The sequence below is a fragment of the Corynebacterium qintianiae genome, from assembly GCF_011038645.2.
Lineage (GTDB): Bacteria > Actinomycetota > Actinomycetes > Mycobacteriales > Mycobacteriaceae > Corynebacterium > Corynebacterium qintianiae.
In genome coordinates this window covers 475,552-499,205 of sequence record NZ_CP064955.1, presented here as the reverse complement: position 1 = coordinate 499,205, position 23,654 = coordinate 475,552, and the positions used below count along the sequence as shown (strand labels likewise).

The 23,654-nt window shown below is 68.0% G+C and carries 18 protein-coding genes; 9 read left to right on the top strand and 9 right to left on the bottom strand.

What is annotated here, in order from left to right; translation table 11 throughout:
• Window positions 1-15: 15 nt before the first annotated feature.
• Entirely contained in the window at window positions 16-501 is a 486-nt protein-coding gene (locus tag G7Y29_RS02490; RefSeq protein WP_165004940.1) for a metallopeptidase family protein, read from the top strand.
• Between the two features lie 19 nt (window positions 502-520).
• On the opposite strand, the gene G7Y29_RS02485 is transcribed toward G7Y29_RS02490, so the two are convergent.
• The 3 genes from G7Y29_RS02485 to G7Y29_RS02475 form a co-directional block, all read right to left on the bottom strand.
• Window positions 521-811: a WhiB family transcriptional regulator gene (locus G7Y29_RS02485; RefSeq protein WP_413228041.1), complete on the bottom strand. Its 291-nt coding sequence runs from the start codon at window positions 809-811 to the stop codon at window positions 521-523.
• A gap of 255 nt (window positions 812-1,066) precedes the next feature.
• Window positions 1,067-2,146 (bottom strand): mannose-1-phosphate guanylyltransferase, encoded by a 1,080-nt coding sequence (manB, locus tag G7Y29_RS02480; protein ID WP_165004936.1) that lies wholly within the window; start codon window positions 2,144-2,146, stop codon window positions 1,067-1,069.
• A gap of 2 nt (window positions 2,147-2,148) precedes the next feature.
• Window positions 2,149-3,027, bottom strand: a complete 879-nt coding sequence (locus tag G7Y29_RS02475; RefSeq protein WP_165004980.1) for a glycosyltransferase family 2 protein — start codon at window positions 3,025-3,027, stop codon at window positions 2,149-2,151.
• Window positions 3,028-3,114: 87 nt separating this feature from the next.
• Here G7Y29_RS02475 and G7Y29_RS02470 point away from each other — a divergent pair, with 87 nt between their 5' ends.
• From G7Y29_RS02470 to G7Y29_RS02445, 6 genes are all read left to right on the top strand, one after another.
• Window positions 3,115-4,701, top strand: a complete 1,587-nt coding sequence (locus G7Y29_RS02470) for an LCP family protein (RefSeq protein ID WP_165004934.1) — start codon at window positions 3,115-3,117, stop codon at window positions 4,699-4,701.
• Between the two features lie 17 nt (window positions 4,702-4,718).
• Complete coding sequence (locus G7Y29_RS02465) at window positions 4,719-5,384, top strand: TIGR03089 family protein (RefSeq protein ID WP_165004932.1); 666 nt, start codon at window positions 4,719-4,721, stop codon at window positions 5,382-5,384.
• Window positions 5,385-5,513: 129 nt separating this feature from the next.
• Window positions 5,514-6,794, top strand: coding sequence for an ABC transporter substrate-binding protein (locus tag G7Y29_RS02460; protein WP_165004930.1), 1,281 nt, complete (start codon window positions 5,514-5,516; stop codon window positions 6,792-6,794).
• A gap of 95 nt (window positions 6,795-6,889) precedes the next feature.
• The gene (locus tag G7Y29_RS02455) at window positions 6,890-7,918 is read left to right on the top strand and encodes a carbohydrate ABC transporter permease (protein ID WP_165004928.1); all 1,029 of its coding nucleotides are present in this window, start codon (window positions 6,890-6,892) and stop codon (window positions 7,916-7,918) included.
• Window positions 7,915-8,736, top strand: a complete 822-nt coding sequence (locus tag G7Y29_RS02450; protein ID WP_165004926.1) for a carbohydrate ABC transporter permease — start codon at window positions 7,915-7,917, stop codon at window positions 8,734-8,736. Before G7Y29_RS02455 ends, G7Y29_RS02450 begins: the two co-directional genes overlap by 4 nt.
• Window positions 8,736-8,945: a hypothetical protein gene (locus G7Y29_RS02445; protein ID WP_165004924.1), complete on the top strand. Its 210-nt coding sequence runs from the start codon at window positions 8,736-8,738 to the stop codon at window positions 8,943-8,945. The genes G7Y29_RS02450 and G7Y29_RS02445 overlap by 1 nt, the downstream gene beginning before the upstream one ends.
• Window positions 8,946-9,023: 78 nt before the next feature.
• Here G7Y29_RS02445 and G7Y29_RS02440 read toward each other — a convergent pair whose 3' ends face one another.
• The 6 genes from G7Y29_RS02440 to acpS all read right to left on the bottom strand — a co-directional run bounded on the left by G7Y29_RS02440 (window position 9,024) and on the right by acpS (window position 12,925).
• The gene (locus G7Y29_RS02440; RefSeq protein WP_165004922.1) at window positions 9,024-9,497 is read right to left on the bottom strand and encodes a YdcF family protein; all 474 of its coding nucleotides are present in this window, start codon (window positions 9,495-9,497) and stop codon (window positions 9,024-9,026) included.
• Complete coding sequence (gene purE, locus G7Y29_RS02435) at window positions 9,490-9,990, bottom strand: 5-(carboxyamino)imidazole ribonucleotide mutase (protein WP_165004920.1); 501 nt, start codon at window positions 9,988-9,990, stop codon at window positions 9,490-9,492. The genes G7Y29_RS02440 and purE overlap by 8 nt, the downstream gene beginning before the upstream one ends.
• 2 nt (window positions 9,991-9,992) lie before the next feature.
• On the bottom strand, window positions 9,993-11,141 hold the full coding sequence (locus G7Y29_RS02430; protein ID WP_165004978.1) for a 5-(carboxyamino)imidazole ribonucleotide synthase: 1,149 nt from the start codon (window positions 11,139-11,141) through the stop codon (window positions 9,993-9,995).
• Between the two features lie 14 nt (window positions 11,142-11,155).
• Window positions 11,156-11,623, bottom strand: coding sequence for a hypothetical protein (locus G7Y29_RS02425; RefSeq protein ID WP_165004918.1), 468 nt, complete (start codon window positions 11,621-11,623; stop codon window positions 11,156-11,158).
• A gap of 10 nt (window positions 11,624-11,633) precedes the next feature.
• Complete coding sequence (locus tag G7Y29_RS02420) at window positions 11,634-12,365, bottom strand: biotin--[acetyl-CoA-carboxylase] ligase (protein WP_249399784.1); 732 nt, start codon at window positions 12,363-12,365, stop codon at window positions 11,634-11,636.
• A 179-nt stretch (window positions 12,366-12,544) separates the two neighbouring features.
• Window positions 12,545-12,925 (bottom strand): holo-ACP synthase AcpS, encoded by a 381-nt coding sequence (gene acpS, locus G7Y29_RS02415; protein ID WP_165004916.1) that lies wholly within the window; start codon window positions 12,923-12,925, stop codon window positions 12,545-12,547.
• 147 nt (window positions 12,926-13,072) lie between these two features.
• Here acpS and G7Y29_RS02410 point away from each other — a divergent pair, with 147 nt between their 5' ends.
• The gene (locus G7Y29_RS02410; protein ID WP_165004914.1) at window positions 13,073-14,698 is read left to right on the top strand and encodes an acyl-CoA carboxylase subunit beta; all 1,626 of its coding nucleotides are present in this window, start codon (window positions 13,073-13,075) and stop codon (window positions 14,696-14,698) included.
• Window positions 14,699-14,722: 24 nt separating this feature from the next.
• Window positions 14,723-23,653: a type I polyketide synthase gene (locus tag G7Y29_RS02405; RefSeq protein WP_165004973.1), complete on the top strand. Its 8,931-nt coding sequence runs from the start codon at window positions 14,723-14,725 to the stop codon at window positions 23,651-23,653.
• Window position 23,654 lies beyond the last annotated feature (1 nt).

Here is a 23,654-nt window from a genome sequence, read left to right as displayed (position 1 = left end):
CTATCATAGTGGCCTATGAGCCCGGCAAACCCTTCGCAGCCGCAGCCGCTGCACCTGCGCCCCGCGCGCGACCGTCGCGCGCGGGGGCCTCGCGGCCCGCTGCTTCCCGTCGCGGTCCCCCGCTACCGGACGCGCTCGATGGCGTTCGACCAGATGGTGCTGGAAGCCTACGCGCCGTTGCACAACGCGTATTTCGAGCAGCTGGCCGGGGTCGATCTCGCCGTTGACACGATTCCGCGCATGCGGTTGCGGCCGGATTCGGTGATGCCGGACGACATCGTTGCCGACGGGCCGGTTCCACTCGGGAGGGTGCTCGCTGCAGGCGTGGACCGGAACGGGAATCCCACAAGGGCGCGCATCGTTGTATTCCGCATGCCGGTGGAACAACGCGCGAAGTCCGCCACCGAGCGCTCCGAGCTACTGACCTGGATCCTGACGGCCCTGGTGGCGCAGCACCTGAACATGGACCCGCGGGACCTCGACCCCGAGTTCGGCTGGTGATCGCGGGGCCGGGTCGGGTCTAGCCGATCTGCTTTTTCAAACGGCGCCGCTCGCGGTCGGATAGCCCGCCCCAGATACCGAAGCGCTCGTCGTGCTCGAGGGCGTACTCGAGGCACTCGTCGCGGACCGGGCAGGCTTGGCAGATGCGCTTCGCCTCGCGGGTGGAGCCGCCCTTCTCGGGAAAGAAGGCCTCGGGGTCGGTCTGTGCGCAGAGGGCCTGATCCTGCCACTCCTGCTCGACCGTGCCGAAAAGTTCATCGAGGGTCATCCCGCCCGCAGCTGCGCCACGGAGAATAGCGCTGTCAGCCATATTGTCCACGCCGTCCCCTTCCTCCGTTGTGGTTGCTTACATCCCTGTGATTCCTACCGCCGATTACACACCGTGGCCCTAAATAGCCGCAACATTTTGCAGCGGTGAGCCGCGGACACGCGTAGGTCAGCAACGTCATACGCAACACGAGTCACACTAGTAACAATTGCGGTGCGAAGGGGGTGCGAAGCGGGGGTACTACATGTTGTGGCCGTTTATGGAAACGTGACTATACGGCGCCCGTTCGGCGTGTCGCTACGCGTCGGGGGAGAATCTGACGCCCGAGTCTGGGATGACGACCCCCGGCCACACCCTCATTCCGCCTTGCAGCTCGCAACGCGCACCAATCTGGGCGCCCTCGCCGATCACACAATCGACGACCCGCGAGTTGGCGCCGATGCGCGCCCCGGCGGCGATGATAGAGCTGCGGACCACGGCACCGGGCTCGATGGTGACGCCGTCGAAAATAACGCTGTCGTCCACGCGGCACCCCGCCCCGATGTCGCTGCCGCGACCGATAGTTGTCCCGCCCATGAGGATCACTCCCCCGGCGATGCCGGCGCTCTCATCCACAAATGCCTCTCCGGTCCGCCCCTCCAACAGCGGCGAGTAGGCGATGCCGCGGACGAGGTCGGAGGAGCCCTCGACAAAATCGTCCGGCCTACCCATGTCACGCCAGTACGACGTGTCGACGTGTCCTGCGATCTTCGCCCCTCCGGACAGCAAGCCCGGGAAGGTCTCGCGCTCGACTGACACAACCCTGCCCGCCGGAATCTGCTCGATAACGGAGCGCTTGAACACGTAGCAACCGGCGTTGATCTGGTCGGTCGGCGGGTCCGGGGTCTTCTCCAGAAACTCCAGGACGTTGCCGTCGCTGTCCGTCGGCACGCAGCCGAACGCCCGCGGATCGGGCACGCGCACGAGGTGCAGGGTGACGTCCGCGTCCTTCGCCGTGTGCGTCTGCAAAATCTCTGCAAGGTTGGCTCCGGAGAGGACATCGCCGTTGAACACCATGGCGTTGTCGTAGCGCAGCTTGTCAACGACGTTGCGGATCGCGCCGCCGGTACCCAGCGCCTCCTCCTCCACCACGTAGTCGATCTCCAGGCCCCACTCGGACCCGTCGCCGAAGTAAGTCTCAAACACCTCCGCCTTGAACGAGGTTCCGAGGACGACATGCCGCATGCCAGCGGCGCGGATCCTCGCCAGCAAGTGGCTGAGGAAGGGGAAGCCGGCGGTCGGGAGCATGGGCTTGGGCGTGGACACCGTCAGGGGCCGCAGCCTCGTGCCGCGCCCGCCAACCAGGATGACGGCGTCGGTGCGAGCTGGATCTGCCATTCTTAGGAGCCTTTCGTCAGCTGGAACATGCCACGGATCTGCAGCCCGCACCAGAGGGCCCAGCGCAGCGGCGCCTGCCACCACGCGGGGTGCCTGTCCGCCTGAAAACGGTACGCCGACTTGTGGTGCGCGGGCACCGTGACACGCGAGTGCTTGCCGGCGACGTGGCCCTGATCGTGCTTGATTACCGATGACGGGCAGTAGAGGTTGTCCCACCCGGCACGGTTCAGGCGGTCGCCGAAGTCGACGTCCTCGAGGTACATGAAGTAGCGCTCGTCGAATCCGCCGATATCGTCGAATGCGCCCCAGCGCACGAGCAAGCAGGCGCCGGACAACCAGCCGGCGGTCCGCTGCACTTCCATGTCGTTGTTGGAGCGGTACGCGGCGGAAAACGGGTTGTCCGGCCAGACGTCGTAAAGCAAAGCGTGCCCGCTGCCCGTGAACAGGCCCGGCACAGCCCGCGCGCTGGGGTAGGCGGAGCCGTCCGCCTCCTCGATCCTCGGGCCCGCCGCGCCCACCTTCGGCTCGCGCTGGGCGCAGGCCATTAGCGCGTCGACCGAGCCCGGGGTGAAGCGGACGTCGGGATTGGTGATAAGGAAGAAATCGCCGTCGATTTCACCCGCTTCTCGACGCCCTTCCAAACGCTTCACCGCGGCATTAATCGCCGCACCGTAACCAATGTTGCCCCCTGTCGAGAACACCTCGACGCCCTCTCGTTTGGCGGCGAGCGCCTCCGGGGCTCCATCGGTGGATCCGTTGTCCGCGCACACTAGCACGGTAGGCCCGGCGGAAGCGGTCTCAAGGGAATCGGCGAGGGCGCGTAGGTGGCGTCCCGGTGAGAACGTCACCGTTATCACGGCCAGCGGCGGAGCAGGTTTCATCACAATGGCAACAGCCTAGTCAGGCACACGTGAAATGCCCTGTTGCGGCACACGGGTCAAGTTGGGCATGTCGTATACTTCCGATTCGTGACCGAGAACTCCCGGCGGAACACCAGGCAACACTCCAGGCGCGTCCGCGACATTCAGGCGGCCCCCTCGCAAGCGCGGGACCTGACGCAGTCCGGCCACCCTGTTGTCAAGGGAATTCTCGCCGTCAGCTCCGCCGCGATCCTCGCGGTGTCGGGCATCGGCTACTTTTCCGTCGGGCGGCTCGGCGGCTCGCTGAGCGCCTCTGAGCTGCAAATCCAGCGCGATGACGGCGTCGCGCCTCTCGACGGTGCGGTGGACATCCTGCTGGTTGGTTCGGACTCCCGCACCGACGCGCAGGGCAACCCCCTGAGCGAAGACGAGCTCGCACGGTTGAACGCGGGCGTGTCCGAGGGCGAGATCAATACCGACACGATCATGGTGATCCGCATCCCCGAGGACGGCTCGAGCGCTACTGCGGTGTCCATCCCCCGCGACACCTACATCCACCACGACGAGTTCGGCAACATGAAGATCAACGGCGTCTACGCCGCGCACGCCGCCCAGAAGCGCGAGGAGCTCTCTGCGGCGGGAATGAGCGGCGCCTCGCTCGAGCAGCAGGTTGCACGCGCGGGCCAGGAGGGGCTCATCAGCGCGGTCGCGGACCTCACCGGTGTCGAGGTGGACCACTTCGCCCAGGTGGGCCTTCTTGGTTTTGCGTTGCTCACGGACGCCGTCGGCGGGGTGGACGTGTGCCTCAGCCAGCCCGTCGACGAGCCGCTGTCCGGCGCGAACTTCCCCGCCGGTGAGCAGACGCTCGACGGCGCGCAGGCACTTTCGTTCGTGCGGCAGCGACACGACCTGCCCCGCGGCGACCTCGACAGGATCGTGCGCCAGCAGGTCTACATGGCATCGCTGGTACAGAAGATGTTGTCGGCCGGCACGCTGACCAACCCGGGCAAGCTGCGCGAGCTGTCCAACGCGGCGGAGCGCTCGGTCACCCTCGACGAGGGCTGGGACATCGCGCGATTCGCCCAGCAAATGTCGGGTCTGGCGGGCGGCGACGTTACCTTCACCACCATCCCCGTGACCTCCGTCGACGGCGTGGGCGATTACGGCGAGTCCATCATCACCGTGGACAAATCCCAGGTGCACCAGTTCATGGAGGACGTGGTCGCGCCGCCCGCCCCGGAGCAGGACGCCCCGGCCGAGCAGCCCGGCGCGGGCGCGGAAACGTCCCTGCTCGACGGTTACAACGTCTTCGCGCTCAACGCGGGGGAGGCATCGGGCCAGGCCGGCGGTGTGGCAGGCTGGCTCAAGGAACAGGGTGCGACGATCGCGGAAGTGTCGAACGCGCTTCCGGGTGTCTACTCGTTCTCCCAGGTTGTTGCTCTGGACCCGGAGGACCCCGCCGCGCTGGCGCTGGCGGAGAAGCTCGGCGGACTGCCGGTGACCTCGAACGAGGGGCTCGAGCCGACCAGCCTCATCGTGGTGGTGGCCGGGGACTACTCCGGCCCGTCCTCCGAGGCGGCGGACGCGAGCCCCTCGCCGGAGAATGCCGTGGGCACTCCGGGCGAGGACTTCGGCGCGGCCGAGGTGGCGCCGGAAATCGACGCAGGCGGCGACGGGCCGCGTTGTGTGAACTAGACCTAGTATGGGCGACCATGAGCATCATGGCACCGCTACTCGCGTCCAACCCCTCGTCGCCGCGCTTGACGGTGTACGACGAGGCGGACGGCACACGCATGGAATTTTCCGCGCTCACGCTGGATAACTGGGCCAGCAAGATCGCGAACATGGTCGAGGAGGAATTCGAGCTCGCGCCGGACGCGGCGGTACTCATCGATCTTCCGGCCTCGTGGCAGGCGGCGGTGATCGCGCTCGGTACCTTCAACTCGTCGCGCACGCCGCTTTTCGACGCTCCCTCCGACGCCACCCCCGCGATTGTCTTCACCACTACCGGCAACGCGAGCCGGTGGTCGCACGTGACGGACGTCGTTGTCGTCTCCCCTGACCCGTTCGGCCGCGGCGTGGTCGAATCCGGTGGCGAGCTCCCGCCGGGGACGGTGGATTTCGGGCCGACGGTTCGTTTCTACGGCGACATCTATTCTGGCGACACCCCCTCGCTGGACAACTGGTCGGATCCGACGCTCGGCGCGCACCGTTACTTGGTGGACCCGTGGCGCGTCACCGGGGACGTCGAGAAGCGAATCCTCGCACCGCTGGCAGCCGACGGCTCCGTGGTCGTGGCGACTGGCCTGGTGTCCGCGGACCGGTTGCAGGATATCGCCGAGGCCGAAAACGTTACACACTTCTTAACAGCAGATTAACTATTGGGGCGCGATGCCCGGTTCCCGCCCCCTTTACCCCCGTTATAGGGACGATTCGCGAAACTTTCACGTTCTTTCGCTTCAACTAACTACATTTAAGGCACCACTTATTTAGAAAGGTGCAAGTCCATGAACACTTCTCTCCGCAAGACCGGTGCAGTCCTCTGCGCTGCCGCCCTCGGTTCCGCGACCCTCGTCGCCTGCGGTTCGGACAGCTCCGAGCCGAACACCGAGCCCGCCACCCAGCCGGCCTCCGGATCCCAATCGGCCGCCGCCGAGGGTGAGGGCCGCGGCCCCATCACCTTCGCCATGGGCCGCAACGACACCGACAAGATCATCCCGATCATCGAGAAGTGGAACACCGAGCACCCGGACGAAGAGGTCACCCTCTCGGAGCTCGCGGGCGAGGCCGACGACCAGCGCGACACCCTCGTGCAGTCCCTCCAGGCAGGCAACTCCGATTACGACGTCATGGCGCTCGACGTGGTCTGGACCGCCGACTTCGCCGCTAACCAGTGGCTCGAGCCGCTTGAGGGTGACTACGCCGTCGACACCTCCGGACTGCTCGACGCCACAGTCGAGTCCGCCACCTACAACAACAAGCTCTACGCGCTGCCGCAGAACACCAACGGCCAGCTCCTGTTCCGCAACACGGACCTCGTCGCAGAGGCGCCGGACACCTTCGACGACATCCGCTCCGCCTGCGAAGCTGTGCAGGATGCGGACTGCCTGACCACGCAGCTCAAGCAGTACGAGGGTCTGACCGTGAACACCCTCGGTTTCATCAACGGCTGGGGCGGTGAAGTCCTCGACGACCAGGGCCAGCCGACGGTCGAGTCCGACGAGTCCAAGGAGGGCCTCCAGGCGCTTGTCGACGCGTACAAGGACGGCACCATCTCCTCCGCCTCCACCGCCGCAACGGAGGAGGAGACCAACCTCGCGTTCACCGAAGGCAAGACCGCCTTCGCCATCAACTGGCCGTACATGTACTCCAATGCCGCGAAGGCCGGCCTGAAGTTCGAGGTGCAGCCACTGGTGGGCAAGGACGGCGTCGGTGCCTCCACCCTCGGCGGTTACAACAACGGCATCAACGTCAACTCCGAGAACAAGGCGACCGCCCGCGACTTCATCGAGTTCATCATCAACGAGGAAAACCAGCGCTCGTTTGCCGAGGCCTCCTTCCCACCGGTTCTCGCGTCCATCTACGACGACGAGGAGCTGATCAAGGAGCAGCCCTACCTCCCGGCTCTGAAGGAGTCGCTGGAGAACGCGAAGCCGCGCCCGGTGTCCCCGTTCTACCCGGCCATCTCCAAGGCCATCCAGGACAACGCCTACGCTGCCCTGACCGCAGGCAAGAGCGTCGACGACGCCACCCGCGACATGGCCGCAGCTATCCGCCAGGCCTCCTAAACCGGGGACCTGCTCCGCGCAACGCCCGCACCTGTGAGACTCTAGATCCACAGGGCGGGCGTTTCGCCCGTTGTTTGTTTGCGAAGAAGGTGCACATGACCACTGCTGTGAAAGCGGAGAGAAGGGCCCGGCCGCGCCGGGACACAGGCAAGGCGGCGCTGCTCGTCGCGCCCGCCCTGACCGTCCTGGCCGTCGTCATCGGCTACCCCATCGTCCGCGCAGTATTCCTGTCCTTCCAGGGAAACCGTCGCCTCGACCCCGCCACGGGCGTGTTCACCGAAGGCGGCTTCGCGGGCCTTGAAAACTACCTGTACTGGATCACCAACCGGTGCATGTCACCCTCCGGGGTCGTCGGCACGTGCCCGCCCGGTGTGCTGGCCACCGACTTCTGGCCCGCCGTGCGCATCACGCTGTTTTTCACGGTGGTCACCGTGCTGCTGGAAACGATCCTGGGCATGATCATGGCCCTGATCATGAACACCGAGTCCCGCGGCCGCGCGCTCATCCGCGCCGCCGTGCTCATCCCCTGGGCCATTCCCACGGCCGTGACGGCGAAGCTGTGGCAGTTCATGTTCGCCCCGTCCGGCATCGTGAACGCTCTGCTGGGCACCGATATCGCGTGGACCACGGACCCGTGGGCCGCGCGCACGGCCGTCATCATCGCGGACGTGTGGAAGACCGCGCCGTTCATGGCGCTGCTCATCCTCGCCGGCCTGCAGATGATCCCCCGTGACGTCTACGAGGCCGCGCGTGTCGACGGCGCCTCCCGCTGGCAGCAGTTCACCCGCATCACCCTGCCGCTGGTGCGCCCCGCGCTCATGGTGGCAGTGCTGTTCCGCACCCTCGACGCGCTGCGCATGTTCGACCTGCCCGTGATCATGATCTCTGGGTCGTCGAACTCCCCGACCGCCACGATCTCCCAGCTCGTGGTCGAGGACATGCGCCAGGGCAACTTCAACTCCGCATCCGCGCTGTCAACACTGATCTTCCTGCTCATTTTCGCCGTCGCCTTCATCATGATCCGCTTCCTCGGCACCGACGTCGGGCAGGTGGAACGCACGAGGGAGAAGAAGAGGCGTTGGTTTGGGCGTCGACAAGCGAAAGGCGAGGAGGTAGCGCGATGAGAAAGATCTGGCACTACGTCGGGGTCATCTTCATCATGTTCTGGGGCCTCGCGCCCTTCTACTGGATGCTGATCACGGCGCTGCGCGACAGCGCGCACACCTTCGACACCACCCCATGGCCGACGCACGTGACGCTGGACAACTTCCGCGACGCCCTGGCCACCGACAAGGGCAACGACTTCCTCGGGGCGATCGGCAACTCGCTGATCATCTCGCTGTCGACCACGCTGATCGCCGTGGCCGTCGGCGTGTTCACCGCCTACGCCATCGCGCGCCTCGACTTCCCCGGCAAGGGCATCGTCACCGGCGTGATCCTGGCCGCCTCCATGTTCCCCGGCATCGCGCTGGTTACGCCGCTGTTCCAGCTCTTCGGCGACCTCGACTGGATTGGCACCTACCGGGCCATGATCATCCCGAACATCTCGTTCGCGCTGCCGCTGACGATCTACACCCTGATCTCGTTCTTCCAGCAGCTGCCGTGGGACCTTGAGGAGGCCGCGCGTGTCGACGGCGCCTCCCGCGGCCAGGCATTCCGCCTCGTCCTGCTCCCCCTGGCGGCGCCCGCGATCTTCACCACCGCGATCCTGGCGTTCATCACCACATGGAACGAGTTCATGCTGGCCCGCCAGCTCTCCACCACCGCGACCGAGCCGGTCACCGTGGCCATCGCGCGCTTTGCCGGGCCGAGCGCCTTCGAGTACCCGTACGCCGCGATCATGGCCGCGGGCTCGCTGGTGACCGTGCCGCTGATCATCATGGTGCTGGTGTTCCAGCGCCGCATCGTCTCGGGGCTGACGGCGGGCGGTGTCAAGGGGTAGTGCGCCGCGACCTCGTCTGGCAGACCCTCATCGGGTTTGTCGGCTTCTTCGCCTTCGTCGCGCTTGTGCAAGCGGTACTGAACCTGTTCCGGCCGGAGCCTCTGCTCTGGCCGGGCGTGCTCGCCGGGGCGTTGTGCTTGGCGACGTTCTGGCTCACGCGCCGGTGGCTCCGCTGGCGCTCCGGACCCGGTTCCCCACCTTCGCCCTAAACCTTGACGCCTAAACTGTCGGGGTTTCCGCCTAAACTTGCTCCAAGTTTAGGCTCAATGGTTTAGGCGGAAGCGTTTCTAGCGCCCTCCGAGGCCCCGCACCAGGCGTCGCCAAGCCACCCGCGCGACCGAATGCGGCAGCGCCACCACCTCTCGGGCGTAGTTGCGCACACGCGAGGACGCTGGAGTCTCGGCGGCAACCACGGTGACAGGGATGCCCAGGTGCCACGCCCAAACCTTCGTGCGCAGGACATGGAAGCCGTTGGTGACCACGATGAGCCGCGCGGCCGAGGGGAATAAGGCGCGGGAGTTCTCCAGGTTCTCGTTTGTGGAACGCGCGGCCCGCTCGAGCGTGATTGCCCCGCGGGGTACCCCATGTGCAGCAAGCCAGTCGGCCATCACATCCGCCTCGCCGAACCCGCTGACCACGACGGGCCGACCAGGATCGTCATGGAACAAACCGAGCGCCGCGGACAAACGGGCCTCAAGCATTCGCGACGGGCGCCCGTCGATGACCCGGGCACCGAGCACGACGATCGGGGCCTTAGTCACCCATCAACCGCTCGCGCAGGGCCGCGTCCTTGCGCTCGACCTCGGCGGCCATGCCGGCTTGGTAGGTGGCCATCTTCTGCAATAGCTCCGGGTCCGAGACGCCGATGATGCGCGCGGCGAGCAGGCCGGCGTTCTTCGCGCCGCCGATGGAGACGGTAGCCACGGGCACGCCGCCGGGCATCTGCACGATCGACAGCAGCGAGTCTAGGCCGTCGAGGTCTTTCAGCGCCCGCGGCACACCGATCACCGGCAGCGGGGTGGCGGCGGCGACCATGCCGGGCAAGTGCGCCGCTCCCCCGGCGCAGGCAATGATGACCTTGAGGCCGCGGCCGCGCGCGCCCTTGGCGTAGGCCAGCATCTTTTCCGGCGTGCGGTGCGCGGAGACGACACCGACCTCGAAGGGGATGCCGAATTCGGCGAGGATCTCGGCGGCGGGGGCGACGGTGTCCCAGTCAGAGTCGGAACCCATGATCAGGCCAACAAGCGGCTGCATACTTACTTCCATTCTGCGTTGACGATGAAGTGTGCGGCGTCCTCGGCGACCTCAAGGGCCCGCTCGGTGGTGTCCGCGGCGACGTTGACGTGGCCCATCTTGCGGCCCGGGCGGTAGTCCTTGCCGTAGAGGTGGACCTTCGCCTCGGGGTACTTGCGCATGACCTCAACCACGCGCTGCTCCATCGGCATGTCCGGGTCCGCGTCACCGCCGAGGGTGTTGACCATGACGGTTACCGGGGCGGTGGGCGCGGTAGAGCCGAGGGGCCAGTCGAGCACGGCGCGCAGGTGCTGCTCGAACTGGGAGGTCACGCAACCGTCCTGGGTCCAGTGGCCGGTGTTGTGCGGGCGCATGGCCAGCTCGTTGACCTGGACCCCGTCGGCGGTTTCGAACAGCTCCACGGCGAGCACGCCGGTGACGTCGACCTCCTCCGCGATGCGGACCGCCAGATTGCGGCAGTACTCCTCCAGCTCCGGGGACAGCCCCGGCGCGGGCGAGATGGCCACGCGGCACACGCCGTTCGCCTGCCTCGACTCGACAACCGGCCACGCCTCGACCTGGCCGGAGCGGTTGCGCGCCACCATTGCGGACAACTCGCGGATAAACGGCACCTTCGCCTCGGCGTAGAGGGGCACGCCCTTCGCTACCAAGTCCTCCACCAGTGTGGCGAAATCGTCGGGAGAGGCGGGGAACCACACCCCGTGGCCGTCGTAACCTCCGCGCGTGGCCTTGAGGCACACCTCACCTTCGACGTCCTCCCAAAAACGCCGTGCGTCCTCCCCCGAGGCGATCGGGGCAAACTGCGGCACCGGGGCACTGAGTGCCGCGAGGCGGGTGCGCTGCTCGAGCTTGTCCTGGGCGTAGATCAGGGCGGAGGGGCGTGGCTCGACGGCCACGCCAGCGTCGATAAGCTTTTGAAGGTGCTCGCTGGGCACGTGCTCGTGGTCGAAGGTGACCGCAGACGCGTCGTGCGCGATGGCCTCGAGGTCCGCGAGGTCGCGGTAGTCGCCGAGGCGGACGTCGCCGAATACCTGCGCGGCCGAGGCGTCCTCCCCGCCCGCGAGGACGCGGGGCGCCAGGCCGAGCTCGATGGCCTCGGTGTGCATCATGCGGGCAAGTTGGCCGTCGCCAATGACGGCGACGATGGGCATTCCGTAAGCGTCTCTCACGCCCACCTACTGTAGTCCGCTAACCGGGCATTCAGAATCTTCTCCACTTTGCGGCTGCGGCCGACCTCGGGGAAGTACAACGGGCGCTCGAAGCCGTAGACGGCCATGGAGATCCCGCCCTGGTCACGGCGGGCCGAGTGGATCTGCCCGAGGGGGATGGAGTCGACCGACCCGCGGCGGCTGCGAGCCAGCACGCGCCGGTCGGTGATAATGAAACGGCGCCGGCGCGACACCGCGAGCGGCCACACGAAACGTGTCAGGCCCGTGATGGCCCAGACGAGTACGACCAGGTTTCTTGCTATCGCGTCGATGCCGTTCGCGTCCATCCAGCCGACGGCCATCCAGCACACGCCGGTAATGACCAGCAGTTCAAGCAGCGGGAAAATCAGGGATGACAACGAGCTCGTCGTGTCCGCGAGGACCACTTCGCCGTCCGCCAACTTCAGGCCCCGATTGTCTGCCACGGCTGGGATGCTAGTTGACCGGGCGCAGGTGAGTCACGTCGCCTGCGCTGTACGCAGCGCCGTTGATAAGGATCTCGCCAGCATCGTTCACACCCTCGACGGTGCCTTCAACGTCACCGTCCGGGCGCACAAGGCGCACGTTACGGCCGATGGTGGAGCAGATGGCGCGGTAGTTCTCCAGCAGCTCGGGGTCACCAGCGCGCCATTGGTCCAGCCGGATGGCGAGCGCGCGCAGCAGATCGACGGTGAACTCGTCCCAGTCGATTTCGATGCCCTCCAAGTTGAGCGAGGTCGCACCCTCGACCGGCAGGTCCTCGGCGCGCCACGCAGCGTTGATGCCGATGCCGACAACCACGCGCGGGTTCTCCCCGGCGAGATCCGCCTCCGACAAGATGCCGGCGAACTTCTTGCCGCCGATCAGGGCGTCATTGGGCCACTTCAGTTCGGCCTCGGGGATGACATCGGTAATCGCGAGCCCCGCTGCGAGCGACGCGAGGCCCAAATTCTCAGACGAGGGGGCGCTGACAAGCACGCTCAGCGCGAGGATCGAACCTTTCGGCGAGACCCACTCGCGGCCCATCCGGCCCTTGCCCGCGGTCTGCTCGTCGGCGATGAGCACGCTGCCCGGCTCACCGGTGGCCAGCAGTTCTGTGTTGGTGGAGCCGACCGACTCGACCCAGTTGACGTCCACCCAGGAGTCGGCGACGTCGGTGGCGATGCGTTGAATATCCTTGACTGTCATGGTGACGAGCATATTGCTTATCGACGCCCCACCCACGCCCAGGAGCCAGTGTTTCCTAGCGGTTTCAAGTAGATTTCCAGTAGCTTCCAAGTAGGCACGGGCTTGACCTGCTACTTTACTGCCGCGCAGTACCTACTGGAAACGTTTCCAGTAGACGCCGGAGCGCCCTACTCACCCGCCTACCCCGCTATACACACCAGGCACACCGCGACGGCGTAGTCGCCGTCATGGGAGATGGATAGCGACTGGGCGGCCGGGGCAGCGTCGGCAAGCACACCCCGCAACGAGACCGCGACCCTACCGAATGCGTCGGAGACCACTTCGATGTCGCGGAAGTCGACGTCCTCCACGGCGGGCGGCGAGCCGTAGAGCGCCTGCGACCACGCCTTGATGTAGGCCTCTTTCGCGGCCCACCGCGCGGCGAGAGATGACTCCGGTGACGCTTTCGCGGCACTTTCGCGCAGCTCGCGGTCGGTGAAAACGCGCGCGAAGGTTGAACCCGGGGTGTTCAACTGAGCCGCGAAGCCCGGAATATGGACGATATCGGTACCCACGTGCATTGGACTCACACCCCTTCCGCAGATTTAAAAGTGTTCAAGATCACAAATCAACGAATGCCCAGCACAAACAGTTAACTTACCTGACCGTAACCTACGAGTCGGTAAGTCGTCGCCGAAAACCCATCAGTGCCCATTATCCTCCCCCTCATGACACTTTCGCCCTACAAACGAATAGACGAACTCGCCGACGTCCCGCGTACCACCGGAGGCAAAATCGCCGATCTGCACCGGCGACGCGAGGAAGCACTCACCCCAATGGGAGAGGGAGCCCACGACAAGGTGCGCGCCTCCGGCCGGATGACCGCCCGCGAGCGCCTCGACTACTTGCTCGACGAGGGCTCTTTCCACGAGACCGGCCAGCTCGCGCGCCACCGCACGCATGACTTCGGCATGCACAACAAGCGCCCCCTTACCGACGGCATCGTCACCGGCTTCGGCACCATCGACGGCCGCGAGGTGTGCGTCTTTTCCCAGGACGGCACCGTCTTCGGCGGCGCGCTCGGCGAGGTCTACGGCGAGAAGATGGTCGCCGTCCAGGAGCTTGCAGTTACCACCGGCCGCCCGCTCATCGGCCTCTACGAGGGCGCGGGCGCCCGCATCCAGGACGGTGCCGTCTCGCTCGACTGGATTGCGGCCACGTTCTACCAGAACGTCAAGGCCTCGGGCGTGGTCCCGCAGATCTCCGTCATCATGGGCGCCTGCGCAGGCGGCAACGCCTACTCCCCCGCGCTGACGGACTTCGTGGTCATGGTGGACCAGACCTCCAAAATGTTCGTCACCGGCCCGGACGTGATCAAGACCGTGACCGGCGAGGACATTACGCAGGAGGAGCTCGGCGGCGCATGGACCCACATGGGCAGCGCCGGCAACTGCCACTACGTCGCTGCCAACGACGCGGACGCCCTCGACTGGGTCGGGGACCTGATCGGCTACCTGCCCTGCAACAGCCGCCAGTGCCCGCCGGCCGAGGACGCGGAGCCGGACAACGAGATCACTGACACCGACCTCGAGCTGGACACGATCATCCCCGACAACGTCTCCCAGCCTTACGACGTTCGCGAGGTCATCTCGCGGATTGCCGACGACGGCGAGTTCATGGAGATCATGGAGCAGCGCGCCGAGAACGTCGTCGTCGCCTACGGCCGCATCGACGGCGAGGTAGTCGGATTCGTTGCCAACCAGCCCTCGGTCTACGCGGGCTGCCTCGACATCGATTCCTCGGCCAAGGCGGCGCGGTTCGTGCGCACGTGCGACGCCTTCAACATCCCGCTTGTGCTGCTTGTCGACGTCCCCGGGTTCCTGCCCGGTGCGGCCCAAGAGCATGACGGCATCCTGCGCCACGGCGCGAAGCTGCTTTACGCCTACGGTGAGGCGACGGTGCCGAAAATCACGGTGACCATGCGCAAGGCCTACGGAGGCGCGTACTGCGTGATGGGCTCGAAAGGCCTCGGCGCGGACGTGAACCTGGCATGGCCCACCGCCCAGATCGCGGTGATGGGTGCCGCCGGCGCGGTCGGATTCATCAACCGCAAGGAAATCAAGGCCGCCCGCGACAGCGGGATGGGCGAGGCCGAGCTGGCCGACCTCGTGGCCTCCTTCGAGCGCGAATACGAGGACACGATCCTCAACCCCTACAACGCCGCGGAGCGCGGGCTTATCGACGCCGTCATCCTGCCCTCGGAGACCCGCACCACGCTTGCCGCCAACCTGCGACTGCTGCGCGGCAAAAACGTCGCCCGGCCCGCCCGCAAGCACGGCAACATTCCCCTCTAAAACTCAAAGGAACACCCAAAGATGATGAACCTCACCCCGCTCACCGGCATGACCGCGCCGGCCGTGATCTTCCAGGGCCAGGGCACGAATTGGCAGCTCGCCCTCGCCGACGCCGCCGCCTCACCCATGACGCACTCGCGCCTGAGCGAGCTGATCAACGCCGCGCGCGCCCTCACCGGACCCGTCGCGCGCCCGCTGGCCTCGGCTGTCCCCGGCGTCACCGACCGCCTGCGCGCAATCATGGACCCCGACGCCCCGACACCGCCCAGCGAGGCCGACCGGCTCCCGGCGGTCTCCGTGCCGGGCATCGTCCTCGCCCAGATCGCGGCGGTAGACCAGCTGCGCGGCCTCGGTTTCGACGTTGACTCAGCGACATTGGCCGGCCACTCCCAGGGCAGCCTCGGCGTCGCCGCAGCGGCCCATCCGGAACACGCCCTCGCCTTCGCGTTCATCATGGGCGCCGCTGCTTCGGCAGCCATGGACGCGCGCGACACCGAGCCCCGCATGCTGTCGGTGCGCGGGTTGCACCGGGCGGACCTTGACGCGGCGCTCGGTGGGTTGCACCCTGCCGTGATCAACGGCCCGCACCACTTCGTCCTCTCCGGCGAGCCGGCGGAGCTCGACGCCGCCCGCGCAGCCATTGAGCGCGCGGCCGCGGCACATAACGCGAAGCTCGAGGCCGCGGAGTACGGCGGCTCCGAGATGAACCCCGTCTTCGACGCGCTGCCGGTGGCCTACCCCTTCCATTCCGAGCGCAACGGCCGCGCCGTGGAGCTCGCCGCCGAATGGGCCGACGCCTGCGGCATTGACCTCGGTGAGCATTCCCCGCGGGCGTTGGCGGAGTCGATCCTGCGCGACCAGCACGACTACCCCGCGCTCGTCCGCGAGCTGCTCGGCCAGGGTGTGTCGCACATCCTGGCGCTCGACTCCTCGGTGGCGACGATCACCACCAAGCTCGTCGCGGGCGCCGGTGTGCCCGTGATCACCGCCGACACCGCCGCGGCGCGAGACAATCTCGCCCGGCCCGGCGCGACGATCCCCGCCGCGGCCGACTACTCGCGTTTCACCCCGCGCCTGGTGCGCTTGCCGGACGGTAAGACCTACACGCAGACGCGTTTTTCCACCCTGACCGGTTTGTCGCCCATCATCCTCGGCGGCATGACCCCGACCTCGGCCGACGGTGAAATTGTCGCCGCGGCCGCCAACGCCGGTTATTGGACGGAGCTGGCCGGCGGCGGCATGTACTCCGACGAGGTCTTCAACGGCCACAAGGACACCCTGGTCAAGCACCTCGAACCGGGTCGCACCGCCCAGTTCAACACCATGTTCTTCGACCGCTTCCTGTGGAACCTGCAGTTCGGCCAAACCCGCATGGTGCCCAAGGCCCGCGCGGCGGGCGCGCCGTTCAACGGCGTGTGCATCTCGGCCGGCATCCCGGAGGTCGAGGAGGCCACGGAGCTTCTGGCGCAGCTGCGTGCCGACGGCTTCCCCTACATCGCCTTCAAGCCGGGCACGACCGCGCAGGTCCGCGCGGTGCTGAAGATCGCCGAGGCCAACCCCGACGTGCCCGTCATCCTCATGGTCGAAGACGGCCACGCCGGCGGCCACCACTCCTGGGTCGACCTGGACGACATCCTCATCGAGACCTACGGCGAGGTGCGCGAGCACGACAACGCCTACCTCACCGTCGGCGGCGGCGTGTACTCCCCCGAGCGCGCCTCCGATCTCATCACCGGCGACTGGGCGACGCGCTGGGACCTGCCTCTCATGCCGGTAGACGCCGTGTTCATCGGCACCGTCGCCATGGCCACCAAGGAGGCCAAGGCCACCGACTCGGTCAAGGACCTCCTGGTCAACACCAAGGGGCTCACACCGGACGAGAACGGCGGCTGGGTCTCGCGCGGAACGGGGCGCAACGGCGTGGCGTCGTCGCAAAGCCACCTGCTCGCGGACATCCACGATCTGGACAACTCCTTCGCCCGCGCGTCGCGCCTGATCACCAGCCTCGACTTCGAGGAGTACGACGAGCGCCGTGACGAGATCATCGAGGCGCTGAACAAGACGTCTAAGCCCTTCTTCGGTGACATCGAGACGATGACGTACGCGCAGTGGGTCGAGCGATTCGTTGAGCTGGCGTACCCGTTCGTGGACTCCTCCTGGGACAAGCGCTTCCTGTCGGTGCTGCGGCGCATCGAGTCGCGCCTCAACTCCGCCGACCACGGTGAGATCGAGTCGCTGTTCGCGGAAGGTGTGGACGCCCGCGAGGGCGTCGAGAAGCTGCTGGCCGCGTACCCGCTCGCGCGCGAGATCAAGGTCTCCCCGCGCGACGCCGCGTGGTGGCTCGCGCTGCACTACGCGTACCCCAAGCCGATGCCGTGGGTGCCGGCGATTGACGGCGACTTGAAGGTCTGGTTCGGCAAGGACACCCTGTGGCAGGCGCAAGACGAGCGCTACACCGCAGACCAGGTGCGCATTATCCCGGGCCCGGTGGCCGTGGCGGGCATCACGAAGAAGAACGAGCCCGTCGCCGAGTTGCTGGGCCGCTTCGAGGCCGCCGCGACGCGCTCGCTTCTCGACGCCGGCGCCGACGTCACCGACCGCTTCGCCCGCCTTGCCGACGCGGCGGGCGTGGAGGAATACCTCAAGGCGGCACCGACTCTCGTGTGGCACGGCCACCTGATGGACAACCCCGCCTACGCGATGGACGAGGGCGCCTACGAGATCGTCGAGGAGGCCGACGGCTGGGCAATCCGTATCGTCACCGACTCCTACTGGGACGATCTGCCGGAGAACCAGCGCCCGTTCTACGTGCGCGACGTGACCATTCCGCTCGACCTGCCTGCGGGCACCGCCACCGGCGGCTCCCCCGTCGTGTCCGACGAGCGCCTGCCGGAGTCCGTGTACGCCCTGCTCGCGGGCCTGGCCGGCGTGGGCTCCACCTCCGAGACCGGCGACGAGATCACGGGCATGCCCGAGCTTGTCGACGGCCGCGCCCACGCCTCGTTTACCTTCCCCGCCTCCCTGCTTCACGCGCACACCGCCGTGACCGGAGCTGCACTCGGCGCGGACGTGAAGGTGGGCACCCCGGACGTCCTCGTCGGCCCGTGCTGGCCGGCGATCTACACCGCGCTCGGCTCCGGCATGCTGCCCGACGGCTTCCCCGTCATCGAGGGCCTGCTCAACGCCGTGCACCTGGACCACCTCATCGACCTGCGCGTCCCGCTGGAGGCGCTTGCCGACGGCCGTACGATCGACGTCACCTCGCGCTGCACGTCGATCGACGAATCCTCGGCCGGGCGCATCGTCACCGTCGAGCTCGAGCTCTTCTCCGCCGGTGAGCTGGTGGCCACGCAGATGCACCGCTTCGCCATCCGCGGCCGCGCCACCACAACCACCCCGCCGGTGCCGGCCCCGCAGTTCGGCGGCGGCGAGTCCGCGGACGCCGTGGAGGCGACACCACGCTCCTTCATCGACCGCGCCGAGGTCACCGCACCGCACGACATGACCCCGTTCGCGCTGGTCTCCGGCGACTACAACCCGATCCACACTTCTTACAACGCCTCCGGCCTGGTGGGGTTGAAGGCCCCCCTGGTGCACGGCATGTGGCTCTCCGCCACCGCCCAGCACGTGGCAGGACGCCACGGTGACGTCACCGGGTGGACCTACAACATGTACGGCATGGTGCAGCTCGACGACACGATCGAGATCACCGTCGAGCGCGTCGGCCGCGTTGGCGTCCGCCCCGCGCTGGAGGTGACCTGCCGCATCGGTGGCGAGGTAGTCTCGCGCGGCCAGGCCCTGCTGGCCCAGCCGCGCACCGCCTACGTCTACCCGGGGCAGGGCGTGCAGGCCGAGGGCATGGGCTCGGGCGACCGCGAGGCCAGCCCCGCCGCGCGCGAGATCTGGCGCCGGGCCGACGGCCACACCCGCGCCAACCTGGGTTTCTCCATCCAGCGCATCGTGGATGAGAACCCGACCGAGATCACCGTGCGCGGCACCGTGTTCAAGCACCCGAACGGTGTGCTGCACCTGACCCAGTTCACCCAGGTGGCGCTCGCCGTCGTCGCCTACGCCCAGACCGAGCGCCTGCGTGACGCGAACGCGCTGGCGCAGGGCGCGATGTTCGCGGGCCACTCGCTCGGCGAGTACACCGCGCTGGCATCGCTCGGCGGCATCTTCGACCTCGAGGCCGTGATCGACATCGTCTACTCCCGCGGCTCCGCCATGGGATCGCTCGTGCCGCGCGACGCCGAGGGCAACTCCGACTACGGGATGGGTGCGCTGCGCCCGAACATGATCGGCATCGCCCCCGACGAGGTCGAGGCGTACGTGGCCGGCATCGCCGAGGAGTCCGGCGAGTTCCTGGAGATTGTGAACTACAACATCTCCGGCCAGCAGTACTCCATCGCCGGCACGAAGCGCGGCCTCGCCGCCCTGTCGGCGGCTGCTAACGGCGTGCGCGAGCGCGCCTACGTCACCGTCCCGGGCATCGACGTGCCCTTCCACTCCCGCGTGCTGCGCTCCGGCGTGCCGGCGTTCGCCCAGAAGCTCGACGAGCTCCTGCCCGCCGAGATCGACGTGGCCACCCTCGAGCACCGCTACGTGCCCAACCTGGTCGCGCGCCCCTTCGAACTCACACAGGATTTCATCGACGCCGTCACCGCCGAGGTGCCGTCGGAGCGCCTTCAGGGCCTGACCCCCGAGAACACACCCGCCGGGCAGCTCGCCCGCACCCTGCTCATCGAGTTGCTGGCCTGGCAGTTCGCCTCCCCGGTGCGCTGGATCGAAACCCAGGACCTGATCATCAACCAGGTCGAGCAGATCATCGAGGTGGGCCTCGCGTCCTCGCCCACGCTGACGAACCTGGCCAAGCGCGAGATGGACGTCATCGGCCGCCGCGTCCCGGTGCTCAACGTCGAGGCGAACCAGGACCAGGTCATGTTGGCCGACACCGTCGCCGCGCCCGAGCCGGAGGCCGAGGCTGAGCCCGAGGCACCGGTGGAGACCGCGCCCGCCGCCGTAACCCAGCCGGAACCCGCCGCCGAAACACAGGCGACCCCGGTCCCCGCAGCGCAGCCGGTGGCCGGTGGTTCCCCCGCCACCGACCTGCCGTTCGGCGCGGCCGACGCCATCGGTGTGCTCTTCGCCTTCCAGAACAAGATCCGCCCCGAGCAGATCAACGACTCGGACACCATCGAGGAGCTCACGGGCGGGGTGTCCTCGCGACGCAACCAGCTGCTCATGGACATGTCCGCCGAGCTCGGCGTGCCCGCCATCGACGGCGCCGCCGAGGCCGACGTGGCCACGCTGCGCGAGCGCGTCACCACCGCAGCTCCCGGTTACTCCCCCTTCGGCACCGTGCTCTCCGAGGCGATTGGCGCCCGCCTGCGCCAGATCCTGGGGAGCGCCGGGCTCAAACCCGCGCACGTGGCCGACTACGTCACCGGCACCTGGGCGCTGCCCGCCACCTGGGCCCCGCACGTCGAGGCCGAGATCCTGCTGGGCACCCGCGGTGAGGAGTCGGTGCGCGGCGGCAGCCTCGCCACCCTTCCGGACGCCTCCTCGAAGGCCGAGGTGAATGCGCTTATCGACGCCGCCATCGCCAGCGTTGCCGCCCGCCACGGCCAGAACGTGAGCCGGACCCAGTCCGGCGGCGGATCCGGCGGCAGCGTCGTCGACTCCGCAGCGCTCGACGCCTACAGGGACGAAGTGACCGACACGCTCGTCGCCACCGCGCGCACCCTGCTGGGCAAGCTCGGTGTCGAGGACGAGCACGTCGAGGTCCCCGCAGCAGACACCACCATCCTGGACACCATCGAGGCCGAGCTCGGTTCCGGCTGGGTCTCCCAGGTCACACCGCGTTTCGATGCCGCCAAGGCCGTGCTTTTCGACGACCGCTGGGCGCAGGCCCGCGAGGATCTCGCGCGCGTCGCCCTCGGTGAGCTGGAGATCGATCCCGCACGCTTCCGCGGCACCGGCTCGGTCGTGGCCGAGCAGGCGCAGTGGTACGCGGAGAACGGTTACTCCGGGCCGCTGGCGGAGATCGAGGACGCGGCTCTCGACAACACGCGCGGCGAGTACGACGGCGAAATCGCGCTGGTTACCGGCGCCGCGCCCGGTTCGATCGCCACCGCGCTGGTCGAGCGCCTGCTCTCGGGCGGGGCGACCGTGGTCATGACGGCGTCCAACGTCAGCCAGGCGCGCAAGGAGTTCGCGCGCACCCTCTACCGCGACCACGCCGCCCAGGGCGCCGCGCTCTGGCTCGTGCCCGCCAACCTGTCCAGCTACCGGGACATCGACGCGCTGATTGCCTGGATGGGCGCGGAGCAGAAGGAGACCGTGGGCAAGGACGTGCGCGTGATCAAGCCCGCGCTCGTGCCGACGCTGGCGTTCCCCTTCGCCGCGCCGAGCGTTTCCGGTTCGCTCGCCGAGGTCGGGGGCAACGCCGAAACCCAGGCGCGTCTGCTGCTGTGGTCCGTGGAGCGCACCATCGCCGGGTTGTCCGAACTCGCGCAGAGGTCCGACTCCGGCCGCCGCACCCACATCGTCCTGCCGGGCTCGCCCAACCGCGGCACCTTCGGCGGTGACGGCGCATACGGCGAGGTCAAGGCCGCGCTCGACGCCGTGGTGAACAAGTGGTCCGCCGAGACCGGTTGGCCCGAGGGCGTGACCCTGGCCCAGGCCCGCATCGGCTGGGTTGCAGGCACGCACCTGATGGGCGGCAACGACGTGCTCGTCCCGGCCGCGGAGGCCGCGGGCATCCGCGTGTGGAGTCCCGCGGAGATCGCTGTCGAGCTCATGGGCCTGGCATCAGAAGAGTCGCGGGCAAAGGCCGCCGAGGCGCCGCTGGATCTGGACCTGACCGGCGGGCTCGCCGACGCAGGCGTGTCCATCGCCGAGCTCGCCCGCACGGCCGATCTGCCTGCGGAGAAGAACGGCGTGGAGGAGGGGGCGTCGACAAGCGAGAAGATCAAGGCCCTGCCGAACCTTTCCAACCCCTCGCAGCCCGCGGCCCCCGAGGTGGGTGAGGTGACCTGCGGCCTCGACGACATGATCGTCATCTGCGGCGTCGGCGAGGTCTCCTCCTGGGGCTCGGGGCGCACCCGCCGCGAGGCCGAGTACGGCATCCGCCGCGACGGCGGCGCGGATCTCACCGCCGCCGGCGTGCTAGAGCTCGCCTGGATGACGGGCCTGGTCACCTGGGCCGAGGACCCGAACCCGGGCTGGTACGACGCCGACGGCACCGCGATCGCCGAGGAGGACATCTACGAGCGCTTCCGCGACGAGGTCGTCGCGCGAGCCGGTGTGCGCGAGCTGACAGACAAGTACTTCCTCACCGACCGCGGCTCCATCGACCTGACCGAGGTCTTCCTCGACCGCGACATCACCTTCACCGTGGCCGGCGAGGCCGAGGCGCGCGACTACGAGGCGGCCGATCCGTCGAAGACCGTAGTGCGCAACAGCGACGGCGAGTGGACCGTCACCCGCCTCGCCGGCGCGAAGGCCGCGCTGCCGCGCAAGGCGACGCTGACCCGAACCGTCGCCGGCCAGATGCCGGACGACTTCGACCCCGCCAACTGGGGCATTCCGGCGCAGATGATCGACAACATGGACCGCATTGCCGTGTGGAACCTGGTCACCGCCGTCGACGCGTTCGTCTCTGCGGGCTTTACCCCGGCCGAGCTGATGCAGGCCGTCCACCCGGCCGACGTCGCCTCGACCCAGGGCACCGGCATCGGTGGCATGGAGTCGCTGCACAAGGTGTTCGTCTCCCGCCTGCTCGGCCACGAGCGCCAGAGCGACATCCTGCAGGAGGCGCTGCCGAACGTGGTGGCAGCGCACGTGATGCAGTCGCTCGTGGGCGGCTACGGCTCCATGATCCACCCGGTCGGCGCGTGCGCCACCGCGGCCGTCTCGGTCGAGGAGGCCGTGGACAAGATCGCCGTGGGCAAGGCCGACTTCGTCGTCGCCGGCGGCATCGACGACGTCCAGGTCGAGTCGCTGCAGGGCTTCGGTGACATGAACGCCACTGCCGAGACCGCCACCATGCGCTCCAAGGGCATCCACGACCGCTTTATCTCGCGAGCCAACGACCGTCGTCGCGGGGGTTTCCTCGAGGCCGAGGGCGGCGGCACCGTGCTGGTCGCGCGCGCCTCGCTCGCCGCTGAGCTGGGCCTGCCGGTCTACGCCGTGATCGCCTACGCCTCCTCCTTCGGCGACGGCGCCCACACCTCCATCCCGGCCCCCGGCCTGGGTGTTCTGGCGGCGGCGCGCGGCGGGGAGTCCTCGCGACTGGCCCGCTCGCTGGCGTCGCTCGGCCTGTCGCCCACCGACGTGTCCGTGCTGTCCAAGCACGACACCTCCACCAACGCCAACGACCCGAACGAGTCCGAGCTGCACTCCATCCTGTGGCCGGCCATCGGGCGCGACGACCGCGCGCCGATGTACGTCATCTCGCAGAAGACGCTCACCGGCCACTCAAAAGCGGGCGCGGCGTTGTTCCAAATTGGCGGGCTTATCGACGTCCTGGCGACCGGCGACCTGCCCCAAAACGCCTCCCTCGACTGCGTGGATCCGCTCATCGCACCCAAGGCCCGCAACTTGGTGTGGCTGCGCGCCCCGCTGTCGCTGGGCGCGGGCCGGGTGAAGGCAGCGGCGCTGACCTCGCTGGGCTTCGGCCACGTCGGCGCGCTCGTCGTGCTGGCGCACCCGGGCGTGTTCGAGGCGGCGCTGGCCGCTACTGGGGCGTCGGTGGAGCGGTGGCGCTCGCGCGCCACCGCTCGCCTGCGCGCCGGTGCCGGGCACCTCGAGGCCGGCATGGTGGGCCGCCGAGCGCTGTTCGAGCAGGTGGAGAACCGCCGCTTCGCCGCTGGGAACACACACGACGGTGAGATCGCGCTGCTGCTGGACCCGGACGCGCGCCTAGGCAAGGACGGTGTGTACCCGCAGGCCTAGG